The 13,465-nt window shown below is 61.7% G+C and carries 13 protein-coding genes; 8 read left to right on the forward strand and 5 right to left on the reverse strand.

Annotation, left to right across the window (positions count from 1 at the left end):
• Positions 1 to 45 precede the first annotated feature (45 nt).
• Positions 46 to 456: a BON domain-containing protein gene (locus B552_RS0104310; protein WP_019447781.1), complete on the forward strand. Its 411-nt coding sequence runs from the start codon at positions 46 to 48 to the stop codon at positions 454 to 456.
• Between the two features lie 284 nt (positions 457 to 740).
• The gene (locus B552_RS0104315) at positions 741 to 2,327 is read left to right on the forward strand and encodes an ABC transporter substrate-binding protein (protein WP_019447782.1); all 1,587 of its coding nucleotides are present in this window, start codon (positions 741 to 743) and stop codon (positions 2,325 to 2,327) included.
• A 6-nt stretch (positions 2,328 to 2,333) separates the two neighbouring features.
• Here B552_RS0104315 and B552_RS0104320 read toward each other — a convergent pair whose 3' ends face one another.
• Positions 2,334 to 2,591: a hypothetical protein gene (locus tag B552_RS0104320; protein WP_019447783.1), complete on the reverse strand. Its 258-nt coding sequence runs from the start codon at positions 2,589 to 2,591 to the stop codon at positions 2,334 to 2,336.
• 173 nt (positions 2,592 to 2,764) lie between these two features.
• Positions 2,765 to 4,399, reverse strand: a complete 1,635-nt coding sequence (locus B552_RS0104325) for an AMP-binding protein (RefSeq protein ID WP_019447784.1) — start codon at positions 4,397 to 4,399, stop codon at positions 2,765 to 2,767.
• Positions 4,400 to 4,734: 335 nt separating this feature from the next.
• Here B552_RS0104325 and B552_RS0104330 point away from each other — a divergent pair, with 335 nt between their 5' ends.
• Positions 4,735 to 5,841, forward strand: a complete 1,107-nt coding sequence (locus B552_RS0104330; RefSeq protein WP_237718163.1) for an AraC family transcriptional regulator — start codon at positions 4,735 to 4,737, stop codon at positions 5,839 to 5,841.
• A gap of 7 nt (positions 5,842 to 5,848) precedes the next feature.
• On the opposite strand, the gene B552_RS0104335 is transcribed toward B552_RS0104330, so the two are convergent.
• Together B552_RS0104335 and B552_RS0104340 are read right to left on the reverse strand one after the other, a co-directional pair.
• On the reverse strand, positions 5,849 to 6,199 hold the full coding sequence (locus B552_RS0104335) for a hypothetical protein (protein ID WP_019447786.1): 351 nt from the start codon (positions 6,197 to 6,199) through the stop codon (positions 5,849 to 5,851).
• 161 nt (positions 6,200 to 6,360) lie between these two features.
• Positions 6,361 to 7,224: a phosphatase PAP2 family protein gene (locus tag B552_RS0104340; protein WP_051003526.1), complete on the reverse strand. Its 864-nt coding sequence runs from the start codon at positions 7,222 to 7,224 to the stop codon at positions 6,361 to 6,363.
• A 218-nt stretch (positions 7,225 to 7,442) separates the two neighbouring features.
• On the opposite strand from B552_RS0104340, the gene B552_RS0104345 reads away from it, so the two are divergent.
• Entirely contained in the window at positions 7,443 to 7,889 is a 447-nt protein-coding gene (locus B552_RS0104345) for a DUF305 domain-containing protein (protein WP_019447788.1), read from the forward strand.
• On the forward strand, positions 7,886 to 9,364 hold the full coding sequence (locus tag B552_RS0104350; RefSeq protein ID WP_019447789.1) for a YncE family protein: 1,479 nt from the start codon (positions 7,886 to 7,888) through the stop codon (positions 9,362 to 9,364). The genes B552_RS0104345 and B552_RS0104350 overlap by 4 nt, the downstream gene beginning before the upstream one ends.
• 21 nt (positions 9,365 to 9,385) lie before the next feature.
• On the opposite strand, the gene B552_RS0104355 is transcribed toward B552_RS0104350, so the two are convergent.
• Entirely contained in the window at positions 9,386 to 10,414 is a 1,029-nt protein-coding gene (locus tag B552_RS0104355) for an AraC family transcriptional regulator (protein WP_026035316.1), read from the reverse strand.
• Positions 10,415 to 10,578: 164 nt separating this feature from the next.
• Between B552_RS0104355 and B552_RS0104360 the strand changes: the two genes are divergently transcribed.
• The 3 genes from B552_RS0104360 (at position 10,579) to B552_RS0104370 (ending at position 13,435) form a co-directional block, all read left to right on the forward strand.
• Positions 10,579 to 11,055 carry a 2,4'-dihydroxyacetophenone dioxygenase family protein gene (locus B552_RS0104360; RefSeq protein ID WP_019447791.1) on the forward strand — a complete coding sequence of 159 codons (477 nt, stop codon included), beginning with the start codon at positions 10,579 to 10,581 and terminating at the stop codon, positions 11,053 to 11,055.
• A gap of 77 nt (positions 11,056 to 11,132) precedes the next feature.
• Positions 11,133 to 11,978: an SDR family NAD(P)-dependent oxidoreductase gene (locus B552_RS0104365; protein ID WP_026035317.1), complete on the forward strand. Its 846-nt coding sequence runs from the start codon at positions 11,133 to 11,135 to the stop codon at positions 11,976 to 11,978.
• Between the two features lie 32 nt (positions 11,979 to 12,010).
• Positions 12,011 to 13,435: a DUF1254 domain-containing protein gene (locus tag B552_RS0104370; RefSeq protein WP_019447793.1), complete on the forward strand. Its 1,425-nt coding sequence runs from the start codon at positions 12,011 to 12,013 to the stop codon at positions 13,433 to 13,435.
• The last annotated feature ends 30 nt before the right edge of the window (positions 13,436 to 13,465 follow it).

Consider the following 13,465-nt stretch of genomic DNA (forward strand, 5'->3'; position numbering starts at 1 on the left):
ACAACACAAGAAGAACGACTCCATAGAGGAGAGTGGGAGAGCGCCATGCGAACGACCCGCAAGACCTTGCATGCTGTCCGGAAGGCCTTCCTGGCTGCAACGCTGACAGTGGCAACCGGCGGAGTGCTTGCACTGGGTGGCGGAGGCGTTGTGCGCGTTGCCGCGAACGACAACCCGACCAACGCGCCGGCAAAATCGGCCACGAGCATGCGTGCTGAGAACGCTACAGAAGCCGTGAGCGATAGCGCCATCACCACCACGATCAAGACCAAGTTGCTGCTGTCCATGAAGGACTTGAAGTCCACGGAAGACGTCCACGTCAAGACCAGGGACGGCATTGTCAATGTCAGTGGCACAGTGCCCAGCAAGCAGCAACACGACGTTGCGCTCGAGACGATACGCAGTGTGGACGGCGTGCGCTCGATCCATGACAGTCTGAAGGTCTCCTCGCGCTGACGCGTGCCGCGGCCCGCCTGCACGCCCATGACGCATAGGGGGCGAATGCGCCCCCTTCCCTCGCATCATCCAGCTCCGCCATAGCAGAAATCTTCATTGCCAAACGCACAACAGTTCTGCCGTTGTGTGTTCTAGCGCACGATGCGAATTTGCACTTTTTGGCGACTCTCGCAAAATCTTGCCAAAGGCGTGGCTTTGATGAAGATGCGCGCCTGCAGCAATCCAGCAATCCAGCAATCCAGCAATCGCAGATCCGTCCGAATGTCTTTCAGGGAGACAACGCGATGTTCCTTCGCACACTCAAGAAGGCATTTGGTGCCATTGCTGCGGCAGGGCTGATGAGCCTTGCGCTGGCCGGCCCGGCACAGGCCGCGGACTTCAAGATGGCCATGAGTACGGCGCCGACCTCCATGGACCCGCACTTCTACCTCGCTTATGCGAACTACAACGTGGCCCAGCATATGTTCGATACGCTGACGATGCGGGACGCGGACAGCCGCGTCATCCCGGGTCTTGCCGAGTCCTGGAAGCAGGTCAACGACCTGACATGGGAATTCAGGCTCCGCAAGGGCGTGAAGTTCCATGATGGCTCGGAGCTGACTACCGAGGACGTTGTCTGGTCGCTGGACCGACCCGCCACCATCCAGAACAGCCCCGGCAAGTACGACGTCTATACCAAGTCGATTGTCAGCAAGAAGGTGATCGACAAATACACCATCCAGCTCACCACCGCCCAGCCGTACCCGCTGATGTTGAGCGACCTCGCAGCGATCTTTATTGTGGAGAAGAAGGCCACACAAGGACTTGCCTCTGACGATTTTGCACAGGGCAAGGGGATGATCGGCACGGGACCGTACAAGTTCGTCAGCTATGCACGCGACGACCGGGTCGAGATGGTGCGCAACAACGACTACTGGGGGCCCAAGCCGCCGTGGGAAAAAGTCACGATACGCTTCATTCCGAATCCGGCCACGCGGCTGGCCGCGCTGCTCTCTGGCGACGTGCAGGCCATCGAGAACGTGCCTCCGCCCGACCTGCCCAAGGTGCGCAGCGATCCCAGGCTGTCGTTCTTCTCCAAGATCTCGCACCGCGTGATCTATCTGTTCTTCGATGCCAAGCGTGACAAGTCGCCCTACGTGACCACCCGGGACGGCCAGCCGATGGACAAGAACCCGCTGAAGGACCCGCGCGTGCGCAATGCCATCAGCATGGCCATCAACCGGGAGGGCATCAAGGACCGCCTGATGGACGGTTTGTCGGAGCCGACCAACAACCTGGTGCCGTCCACGCTGTTCGGCTATGACCCGAACCTGAAAACGGTCAAGTATGACCCGGAGGGAGCCAGGAAACTGCTGGCCGAGGCGGGGTACCCCAACGGCTTCGGCCTGACGCTCCATACGCCGAACAACCGCTATATCAACGACGAGAAGATTGCCGAGACCATTGCGCAGAACCTCACGCGTGTCGGCCTGGCCACCAAGGTCGTGGCGCTGCCGATGGCCACCTATTCGTCCAAGGGCATCAAGCACGAATGGTCGTTCGGGCTATCCGGCTGGGGCGCGCAGACCGGAGAAGTCAGCTCGCCGCTGCGCGCGTTGCTGGCCTGCGAAGACAACAAGAAAGGCTTCGGGACCTACAACTGGGGCGAATACTGCAATCCCAAGATGGATGTGGTGCTGGAGAAAGCGCTCGGCACCGTGGATGACAACGAGCGCTCCAGGCTGCTTCAGGAGGCGACCGAGATTGCCGTCAACGATGGCGGCGTGGTCCCGATCCATATGCAGGTGACCACCTGGGCCACGCAGAAGGGCATTGTCTATGTGCCCCGCACTGACGAGCGCACCCTCGCCATGTTCTTCAAGCCGCAGTAGTGGCCGCTAGATCAGTTCGCGGTACAGCGCCGACAGCGAATCGCTGCCGGAAGTACCGTCGCGCCACATGCGCGCGGCAAACGCGTCCTCGAACTCCTCGCTGCCTTCCTCGAACATGTCATACACGTTGTCGTGCGACAGCCGCCCCTCCAGAACCATCAGCGCGGCGTCAATTGCCTGACGGGCGCGCAGCGGGAGTTTTGGTTGCAGTTCCTTCAACGCGTTGATCTCGGCCTGCACCTCTTCATCGGTCTTCATGGTCATGAACGCACTTCCATTCCGTTGGATTCGAGGAGGATTATGCAACGTCGCGAGGCTCTGGAGATGAAACGGCTCGCCGGGGACTGACGGCGAGCCGTTTCAGAGTGATTCTCCCGGCCCCCGGCCGGGATAGGTGACGGCAAGGTGACAGCGTGGAAGCCACACCGCAGCGGCGGTCAGTCGGTTTGGCGAAGCGAGCGCCGAAGGATCTTGCCGACGGCAGACTTTGGCAGCGCATCGACGAAGCTGATGATCCTGGGCACCTTGTAGGCTGCCATGCCGGCTCGACAGTGAGCCATCAGCGCTTCCTCGGTCACGTCGGCGCCGGGTACCTTGACCACATACAGCCTGACCGCTTCGCCGGTCCGTTCATCTGGCACCCCAACGCACGCGCACTCGGCCACACCGGGGCAGGTGCTGGCAAACGCCTCCACCTCATTCGGGTAGACGTTGAAGCCGGAGACGATGATCATGTCCTTCTTGCGGTCGACGATCCGCAACAAGCCTTGCGCGTCGAAGACGCCGACATCGCCAGTGCGGAAGTAGCCGTCCGCGGTGAACGCCTTCGCATTGGCCTCCGGCTTGTTCCAGTATCCGACCATCACCTGCGGCCCCTTGACGCAGATTTCACCGGACGCCCCGATGCCGACTTCGTTGTCCTGATCGTCAAGCAGTTTCACATCGGTCGACGGCACGGGCAGGCCGGTGGTCCCGGTAAAGACGCTGGTGAACTGCGGGTTGAACGACACGACGGGGGACGTTTCCGACAACCCGTAGCCCTCGCGAATAAAACTGCCCGTCACGGCCTTCCATCGCTCGGAGACCACGTCGATCACTGCCGCGCCGCCGCCGGCCGACAGCTTCAGCCGCGACCAGTCCACCTCCGTCAGGCGGGGGTGCGCGGCCAGGCCGGCGTACAGCGTGTTGACGCCAGCGAAGATCGTCGGCCGTGCCGCCTTCAGTGTGTCAATGAGTCCGTCCATGTCCCGCGGATTCGCTACCAGCCAGTTCTCGGCGCCGGCGGAAAATCCGGTGAGGAAGTTCACCATCAGCGCAAAGATGTGATACAGCGGGATCGCGGTAACGATGACATCCTCACCCGGCCGCAGTGCGTCCGGCATGAAGGCCTTGAACTGCTCGACATTGGCGACAAGATTGCGGTGTGTCAGCGCGGCGCCCTTGGAGAGGCCAGTTGTTCCACCCGTGTATTGCAGGCACAGCAGGTCCGTGCCGCTCACGGCCACGGGATCGAAGGTGAGCGTCGCGCCTTGCGCGATGGCCGCCGGCAGCGTCGTTGCATGACGCAGCGACTCACAGACTGCGGGCCCCGGGAGCGTTTCGCCACCGCCATCGCCAACGTTGACCGTGATCACCGTCCTGACGCTCGTCTTGCCCAGCACCTCCGCCAGCGTGGGCGTAGCGCCGTTGTAGACCACGATTGTCTCGACACCCGCGTCGTTAAGCTGGTGCTCAAGTTCCCGGGCGGTGTACTGTGGATTGACGTTCACCAGCACGCCGCCGGCTTTCGTGGCGGCGATGAAGGCAAGCGGAAACGCCAGCAGGTTGGGCAGCATTACCGCGACACGGTCGCCTTTCCTGACGCCTGCCACCTGCTGCAGATAGGCCGCCAGCGCGGACGACTGGCGATCGACATCGGCGTACGTCAGCGTCTGCCCGAAAGAATGGAAGGCTGGCTTGTCTGCGAACTGCCGCATGGCGGCTTCCAGTATCGCGTTCACGGACGGGTAGCGATCGGCATCGATCTCTACCGGGATCGAGCCATACGATAGTGTCCAGTGCCTGTTGCTCATTTGGGGTCTCCGATAACGAATGGCGTCAGGGCACAGGCAACCTCCCAGGACGGCTCGGCGACACGTGCTGACGCAGATTTTGTCGCGAGACTATGAATGACAGGCCCGGGCTTGCAAATGATCGGCGCGGTCGAAACCATGATCAAAACGGACAAGTGATTCCTGAGACAGCGGGTATATAAGACCCGTTGCCAAGGTTCGATCCGCGCGGCGCCGCGCGCGTGACCGAGTATCGCCAGCCTGGCGCCAGGCTTGATATGGGTGGCGGCAACCGGGCGTCCGGGGCAAAATCGGTATCTTTTCGGACAAAGGGCAGTGCCATGCGGCAGGGCGATATGACGGAAGAATCATCGGCCCGACACCTGGGCAATCGGCTCGCGCACGCCTCGGCAGCCATCGACTTGCAGGAAAGGCGCTTTTCACCGGCCAAGCTGGCCGCCCTGCTGGCGGTAAGTTCCGAAGCGGGGCTGGAGCCTGCCGCAGTACTGGCGGGGACCGGCCTTGACGTTGCTGCCATTGCCAACCCCTTTACCCTGACATCGCCGCATCAGTTCCTGACCGCAGCGCGCAACGTGATCCAGCTGCGCGGCAAGCCGGACCTCGGCGTAAAGGTCGGGAGCCGGCTGCATGTGTCGAGCTATGGCATGTACGGCTACGCGCTGCTGTGTTCGGAGGCCATGGCGCAAGCGTTCGACGCGGCGGTCAAGTACCACCAGCTTGCCAATGGCATGCTCGAAATCCGCTGGATCGAGCAGGACGGCATGGCTTCATGGGTATTTCCGGGCCATGCTGCGAGTTCGCGGCCAGGCGTGGACGAATCGCTGTACCACTTTCTGATCGAGATGCAGTTCGCCGTGCACGTCACCATGATCAAGGATGTGATGGGCGCCTGGTGTGTACCGGCCAGCGCCATGTTCACGCGGGCCGAGCCGCCTCACGCGGCTGCACTGGCGGAGGCGCTTGAATGCCCGCTCGCGTTCGGGCAGCCGCAGAACGCGTTGAGCTACCCCGCAGCCTGGCTGTCTCGGGCGCCGCAACTGGCCAATCCGATCACGGCAGCGCAAATGTCCGCGCATTGCTCTCGCCTGCTGGAGTCGTTCCGCTGGCAGGCGGGAATCACCCGCCGGGTCTTTCAGGAACTCACCCGCACGCCCGGGCGATTCCCCGAGATCGAGCAGATTGCCGAAAGCCTGGGCATGACCTCCCGCACGCTTCGTCGCAAGCTGGAGGGCGAAGGCACTTCGTATAGCGATTTGCTGACCAGCGTCAGAAAGGCGCTCGCCGTTGATTACCTGACCACCACTTCGCTCAGCACCGAGGACATTGGCCTGGCGTTGGGCTTCAGTGACGCGGTGGGATTCCGGCACGCGTTCAAACGCTGGACCGGGCGAACGCCCAATGAGGTTCGACGCGATGGAGGCTTCCCGCCGTTGGCCACGTGATGGCGATTCACTGGCAGGGGAATGCCGACTGCAATTCCTTCAGGAGGATGATGCCAATGTCATCAGACTCCTTGGCACTCCCATTTTTAAGTGCGGTTTTTACAGCATTTCGCGCATTGTCGCCGCCCAGTGTGATCGTGCCTGGCGGGCAAAAGAAAGCCGCCTGCCCCCGGAAACGCAGGGTCCCGTTTGCCACGGTAAGGGCCTGCATGTAGGCGTCGATGTACAGGGCAGCGTATGGCCTGGATTGCGGGTCTTTCTCCATTTCCAGGAAGTCGCCAACCTTCATCGAGGCGTTGGCAGATCCGGCCCATGACAAGGCCGCCGCAATGGCGATGTATCGGAGCTTGATGGACATGCGCCTACCCCCCGGTGGTTATTGTGGAGTGCACGAAGATTGTGGCACGCGCCGGCGTTGGTGTTGGCCAATTCATCCGGGGAACTGAGACCTATCGCACCAGCAGATGGGGCGATGGCTCGGCCGGCGCCAACCGACGCCGGCGTCCGTTAGCCGACACCTCACGGGCTCGTCGCCAGTGCGGCGGCTTCTGCGGCGCAGTCCCGATTCGGCGGCAGCCCTTGGGCGCGAACCTTGGCCAACTCGTCGCGTGCTGCCGCCAGATCGGCCTCGAAAACCGTGTCGGCATGCAGCCGGGCCACAGTGGCCGCCGCCACCATGCGGCCTTCATTGACGTCGCTCTGCCAGTGCACGTTGCAGGCCACGCGGCTTTGCCCGAAGGCACGGCCGCGTTTCAGGATGGCGTCTGTGCGATCGGGAGCGATCTCGGTCAACACCAGTGCCCATGCCCACCCGGCGGCGCTATGGCCGGACGGGTAGGACCCGTCCTTGGCCAGCTTGGCTTCTTCGGCCGGCGTGCACGACGACGTGTGCGTGACTACAAACGGGCGAGTGCGGTTGTAGCGGTCCTTTGCGCGGTAGGTCGCCAGGCCCGCATCTACCAGCGTCCGCCGCAGCAGCATGTACAAACGCGGCGTCTGCGCTTCGTTGATGGGTGCATTCAGCGCGCAGGAGAAGGTGCCTGCCGCTGCCGGGAAGCTAAGGTCCGCGTCCAATTGCGCCTGCTTCCAGCGCGCCGAGCCGGACTTCGCCCACTGCGTCTGGGCCAGCTTTGCCGTGTCCTTGTCCAACGCGAAGGCCGCCGAATCGGCCGCCGGCGGTTGCGGCAACAGCGCCAGGCTGTCGGGGCGGGCTTCCGGGGACAGGTAGCCAGCGGGAACGCCGGGGCGCAGTTCAGGCACCTTGGCCGACTGGCCGGGCGGGTTGGCTGCGCAAGCCACGAGCAAACCTGTCGTGACGGAGATCGCCAGAGCAAGCACGGCGGGGTGTGACAAGCGTGGTGATTTCAGAAGACGGTCAGGCATTGGGGATTTTCTCGCGTGTGGTGTATCAAAAGCTTAGCGCCCGTGCGGACATTGGAGAAGCAGGCACAACCCCAACTCATGATGAGTTCGCCTGGTTTTCACCTATTCTTAGGCGTCATCCCGCTCGTCGGTCCTTTGGGAGGCGGGGGCGCCGGCCGACGATGCGCAGCGCCCATTCGCAAGTCGAGCCGAGCGAACGACTTGACTGGAGAATCGTCATGCGAATCCCGCTTCGTACCTTGCCGCCAATCCTGACCATCGTCACAGCGAGTTCGGCGCTTTGCTTTTCGCCCGTCCTGGCTGCGGGTTCGCAAACCGCCGTTGCCGACGAAGGGCCATTCATGGCGGAGAACGACGCCGCCATGACAAAGATGATGAAGGGCATGTCCGTGAAGCCAACGGGCGATGTCGATCGCGATTTCGTTGCGATGATGGTGCCTCATCATCAAGGCGCGATCGACATGGCACTGGCTGAACTGCGCTATGGACACGACGAACGATTGCGCCGCATCGCACAAGAGATCGTGGTTGAACAGCAGCAGGAAATCGCTGCCATGCGTCTCGCGCTTGGGCAGCCTTTGCCGCCGCCAACGCCCGCTCCCACCCAGCAACAGCCGGGAATGCAGATGGATATGCGCCACCACACGCAGGAGAACCAGCGATGACACGCACAACGGCTTTGATCCTCGCGTTATCAACGGCTACGCTGGCCGCAGCGCAACTTGCCTGGGCCGGACAGGCACCGGGATCGCTATCCGACCCCGATGTCCCGGTTAGCCACCACGATCGAGTCTACGCTGCCGAGCAGTTCTCGAACACGGTGTCGGTGATCGATCCCGCCGACAACAAGCTGGTTGGCCTGATTCGTCTTGGCGACCCGACACCGGCCAATTTCAGTCCGCTATACAAGGGCCAGTTGCTCGTGCACGGCATGGGCTTCTCGCCGGATCATCGCACCATGGCGGTCGTTTCTATCGGATCGAACTCCGTCACGTTTATCGATACCCAGACGAACACCGTCAAGCATGTCAGCTACGTGGGCCGCTCGCCTCACGAGGCTTTCTTCACGCCTGATGGCAAGGAAGTCTGGGTAACCGTGCGCGGCGAAAACTACGTTGCCGTACTCGACGCGAAGACGTATGAGGAGAAAACTCGCATGACAGTCCCGGCCGGTCCGGGCATGCAGATCTTCTCGCCGGACGGGAAATACGGCTACGTATGCTCGTCCTTCAACCCGGAGACCGAGGTGATTTCCGTGGCCGACCACAAGATCGTCGGCACGGTCAAGCAGGCCAGCCCGTTCTGTCCGGACCTTGCCGCAACGCCGGACGGCAAGCAAGTCTGGTTCACGCTCAAGGACGTAGGCAAGGTCCAGGTGTTCGATGCAAGACCGCCATTCGCGTTGCTCAAGACGCTGGACACGGGCCCGATCACCAACCATGTCAACATCGCGCATAACGCCAAGGGCACGTTCGCGTACGTGACAATCGGAGGTCTTAACGTAGTCAAGGTCTTCCGCACCGATGACTTTTCGCAGGTCGCAACGATTCCTGTGGGCAACCTGCCGCACGGACTCTGGCCGTCGGGGGATGGAAGCCGCATCTATGTCGGCCTTGAGAATGCCGATGCAATGGCCGCGATCGATACGATGACCAACACCGTCATCGCCACCGTGCCCATTGGCCAGGCGCCACAGGCTGTCGCCTATGTACCGAATGCCGTGCCGCAGGGCGACGGCACGCAGAACCTGCAGCCGCTCGGCCTGGCAGGACAGAGTGCCCATGTAGCACTCTTGCCTGTGGGATCGGGCAGGTCGACGGACGCCGCAAATGCGCCTACCAATGTCGCGTTGTTCGACCAGGGACTGGTTCAGGTTCTTCAGGCCTCAGTGACCGGCCTGCAACCAAAACAGGCATACGTGCTTGGACTGGCCGATAACGCAGACGGCACTGGCAACGTGCAAGTCCTCGCAAACTTCATGTCAAACCCGGCCGGCGCTGCGATCGTCAATGCACTAGGCCAGATTCGTCAACTGGTCACTCCGGGTGCGAGCATGGCGGGAGACAAGCGTCGGTATCTCGTTGTCGCCCCGCAGGTGTCAGGCAAGCCGGGAGCCCCGGTGCAGGTGCAGTCGCCTTAAGCCAGTGAAGGCCGCGGCTACTTAGCTACCTTTTCCGCTACGAAAATCGGATGGGCTAACGCCGTTGGCCTGCCGAAATGCCCGGCAGAAGTTTGCAACGTCGGTGAAGCCAAGCCGGTAGGCGATCTGCGATATCGGAAGCGTTCCTTCGAGCAGCAGCTTGCTTGCGCGGCTGTTGCGTACTTGAATGGCAAGGTCGCGGAAACTGCTTTCCTCCTTCTTCAGGTAGCGGTCAAGCGTACGCGAGGAAATGCCAAGGATTCGGGCCAGTTCTTCCAGCGTCGGCTGGCAGTCCTCTGCCTCGTTCAGCATCATGACCACCCATTCGGTCCAGTTTCCTTGCTCGCTGTGCCGCAGCAGCAGCGCCCTGCAGCGCTCCTCCGCCACCCGCACCGCGTGCTTGTCGGCCATCGGCAGTGGTGCGTCCAGGCTCCAGGTCTCTGCCACCATGCGGACTTCCGGCAACGACGACGCTCCAAAATGCACGCGTGCGGGCGCGAGTTCCCGGTAGCGGGCCGCATGCGGCGGCGCCTCCATCGACATGTAGATGTCGTAGACCGATGACGAATGCTGCAGCAACGATTTGCATTGCAGATGCGTCGATACAGTAATCACCTCCTGAAGCAGATCCAGCGTTCCCGGGGACATCGGTAGTGCCGGCCGGTAGATGATTTCCGCGCGATTGCCGGTCCGTTGGTACTGCATCCTGAACATGGGGGTCAGGAGCCGGTAGTAGCGGGAACACAGTCGCAGCAGTTGATCGATGTTTGGGCACGAGAGCATTGCGTACCCGAGGATATCGTGCGAATTCAGTTTGAAGCGCCGCCCCCACTCGAACCCGATATCGCTACGCCCCGTCAGGCGTAGCGCCTCCGCCAGCAGGCGATCCACCTGCTGCGTGTTGAGGCCGAAATCCGTCTCGTTGATCCGGTCCGACGCAATCCCCGCGGCATCGAACAGCTCGTTCAGCGACGTGCCGGCCGACTTCAGGTAGTCGCCCAGCAGCAGGAAATAGCGTGCCGGCACGTGCGGACTGATGGCTGCTTTCAATGGTTGACCTTGGGAAATGGGGCTGTGCGGAAGCGAGAGATCGTTGTCGGAAAATGATAGCGCGCTGTCCGAAAATGACAAGCCTTGCGCAAGCACACCCAACAGAATGGCAACCAGCAAGAGCCCATCCATCCCGGGTGAGGCAACACAAAAGGAGACAGGCCATGCTGTTCGAATCCATCAACACCGGTTGCCTGGATGGCAACGACACCCCGTGGATGCCGTTTGCGCCATACAGCAACGATGTGATGATCAAGTACTTCAAGATCGACCCGGTAAAAGGGGAAACCATTACGCTGCTGAAGGCGCCCTGCAACATGGAGATGCCGCGTCACCATCACAGCGGCACGGTCATCGTCTACACCGTGCAGGGTAGCTGGCGGTACAAGGAACACGACTGGGTTGCCCATGCCGGTAGCGTCGTCTACGAGACCGCATCCACTCGACACACGCCCCAGGCCGCGTATGCGGAAGGCCCGGACATCATCACCTTCAACATCGTCGTGGGCGAACTGCTGTACCTCGACGACAAGGACAACATCATCGCGGTCGAGAACTGGAAGACTTCGATGGATCGTTACCTGAACTACTGCAAGGCCAACGGCATCACGCCGAAGGACCTGTCTTCGTTCGGGGGCTGATTCAACCTCGTGCATGTTCGCGGCGCACGACCGGGCGCAGCGAACACGGGCATGACCACATGTGAGGGAGACAGCCAGTGGCAGTTCCACATTTGAAAGGCAAGCAGGTGCTGGTGACCGGCGCAGCCTCCGGCATTGGCCGTGCAACGGCGCTGGCGTTCGCGCGCCAGGGCGCCAACCTGGTGATATCCGACATCAATCCTGCCTTGCTGGAAAGCACGGCGGACGCGGCACGCGCGCTTGGCGTGCAATGCCTGACCTATGCCGTCGATGTCGCCGATGAAGCCGCAATGCGTGACTTTGCCGCTTCGGTGCACGCGAAAACCGGCCCCGTCGATGTGCTGGTCAACAACGCTGGAATCGGCTACATCGGGCCATTCCTGCGGAGTCCGGTGAATTCGTGGCGACGCGTTCTAGACATCAACGTGATGGGTGTCGTGCATGGTTGCCACTTCTTTGGCGAACGGATGGTAGAAGCGGGTGGTGCTCGCCAGATCATCAATGTCGCATCGCTGGCCGGCATTGCGCCGGCACCGAACATGAGTGCCTACGCAGCATCGAAGCATGCCGTAATGGGGCTGTGCGATGTGCTGGCGATGGAACTGGCTGACACGGATGTTGGTGTCACAGCCATATGCCCAGGCATCATCAATACGCCCATCACGAATGCAAGAGGGTCCGTGTCCGAAGCCATCACGCCGACGCAAATCGAAAGACTGCGCGCCTACTACGAAGCGAATGGCGTTTCCCCGGACGTTGTGGCGGCAGCCATTGTCGATGCGACGCGGCACGGACGACCGTTGGTGCTGGTTGGCCCTTATGCCAGGCCCATGTATCACCTGAAGCGGATCTCCCGCAAGCTGGTGAAATCCATGACGCTTAGCGACGCCAGGAAGAACGGTTATCTCGAAACAATGAAGTAGTACCAAAATCGAGAATATAAAAAGGAGTAGACATGATTGGACTGATTCGCTCACCGTGGCTTCGGCGCGTCCTGGTAGGGATGCTCGGTGCGACCGCATTGCAGGCAGGGGCCGCGCCATCAGCGCTCAGCCCCGCGGATGCACAGGAGATTGCGGCGGAAGCCTACATCTATGCGTATCCGATGGTGTTGATGGAGGTGACACGGCGCGTGTCGACCAATGTCGCGTCAGGAGGTCCAGGCAGCGACTTTCGTGCGCCGATGAATCAGTTTGCGCATGCACCCGTGTTCCCTGACGACAAATTCGACCGGGTGGTCCGCCCGAACGCTGACACGCTGTATTCGTCCCTGTGGTTCGACGTGAGCCGGGAGCCGATCGTCATTTCCGTGCCGGATTCCGGCGGACGCTACTACTTGCTGCCCGCGCTCGATATGTGGACTGACGTCTTCATGTCGCCGGGCACGCGCACTTCCGGCAATGGCGCCCAGCAGTTCGCCATCGTCGGCCCGAACTGGCGGGGCAAGCTTCCTGCTGGAATGCGCGCCTACGTCTCGCCGACCTCGGTGGGCTGGATGATTGGCCGGACGCAGACCAACGGCGTCGCCGACTATGCATCGGTTCGAAAATTCCAGTCCGGGCTCAAGGCCGTCCCCCTCAGCGCCTTGGGAAATCCGTCATACGTGCCGCCGAAGGCTGCGTTCGACCCCAAGCTGGACATGAGCGCGCCGGTGGAGCAGGTTGCACGGATGGATGCGGCGACTTACTTTGCAACGTTTGCACGCTTCCTGAAGGACAATCCGCCGCATGCCAACGACTATCCGATCCTCGACCGTATCGCCCGAATCGGACTGGTGCCAGGAGAGCCGTTTGAAATGAGCCGCTTGCCCGCAGAGGTGCAGGCTGCAGTCCGCGCAGCCCCTGCTGCCGGTCAGAAGCAGATTGGCAAAGCGCTGTCACATTCCGGCTCAGTGGCCAACGGCTGGCGAATGATCAGCAATCCAATCGGCACCTATGGCACCGACTACCTGCGTCGGGCCGTGATCGCCTACGCGGGCCTGGGCGCCAATACCGTGGAGGATGCGTTCTATCCTCTGGCCCTGACCGACGCAGACGGCAAGCCGCTGGACAGCGCCGCAAAGTACGTGATTCATTTCGACAAGGAACAGTTGCCTCCGGCGCGTGCATTCTGGTCCCTGACGATGTACAACGACCGCCAGTTCTTTGCCGCCAACTCGATCCACCGCTTCGCCATCGGCGATCGGGATGCACTGAAGTTCAATCCCGATGGATCGCTGGATCTGACCATTCAACGCGATCCGCCCAACGACGCCGCCGTCAACTGGTTGCCGGCGCCTGCCGCGGGTATTTTCACGATGAACCTTCGCCTGTACCTGCCGGGGACCACCGTGCTGGATGGCACGTGGAAGCCGCCTGTGATCCGGCGCGTGGCGGCTTGATAGCTGAGCGCCCGCGCCAGCTATCGGACC

It is taken from the genome of Cupriavidus sp. BIS7 (genome assembly GCF_000292345.1).
Classification (GTDB): Bacteria; Pseudomonadota; Gammaproteobacteria; order Burkholderiales; family Burkholderiaceae; genus Cupriavidus.

Bases quoted from the DNA above. Each gene is read 5' to 3' on its own strand.
- B552_RS0104310 (WP_019447781.1), top strand. From the start codon at position 46: ATGCGAACGACCCGCAAGACCTTGCATGCTGTCCGGAAGGCCTTCCTG.
- B552_RS0104315 (WP_019447782.1), top strand. From the start codon at position 741: ATGTTCCTTCGCACACTCAAGAAGGCATTTGGTGCCATTGCTGCGGCA.
- B552_RS0104320 (WP_019447783.1), bottom strand. From the start codon at position 2,591: ATGACCATGAAGACCGATGAAGAGGTGCAGGCCGAGATCAACGCGTTG.
- B552_RS0104325 (WP_019447784.1), bottom strand. From the start codon at position 4,399: ATGAGCAACAGGCACTGGACACTATCGTATGGCTCGATCCCGGTAGAG.
- B552_RS0104330 (WP_237718163.1), top strand. From the start codon at position 4,735: ATGACGGAAGAATCATCGGCCCGACACCTGGGCAATCGGCTCGCGCAC.
- B552_RS0104335 (WP_019447786.1), bottom strand. From the start codon at position 6,199: ATGTCCATCAAGCTCCGATACATCGCCATTGCGGCGGCCTTGTCATGG.
- B552_RS0104340 (WP_051003526.1), bottom strand. From the start codon at position 7,224: ATGCCTGACCGTCTTCTGAAATCACCACGCTTGTCACACCCCGCCGTG.
- B552_RS0104345 (WP_019447788.1), top strand. From the start codon at position 7,443: ATGCGAATCCCGCTTCGTACCTTGCCGCCAATCCTGACCATCGTCACA.
- B552_RS0104350 (WP_019447789.1), top strand. From the start codon at position 7,886: ATGACACGCACAACGGCTTTGATCCTCGCGTTATCAACGGCTACGCTG.
- B552_RS0104360 (WP_019447791.1), top strand. From the start codon at position 10,579: ATGCTGTTCGAATCCATCAACACCGGTTGCCTGGATGGCAACGACACC.
- B552_RS0104370 (WP_019447793.1), top strand. From the start codon at position 12,011: ATGATTGGACTGATTCGCTCACCGTGGCTTCGGCGCGTCCTGGTAGGG.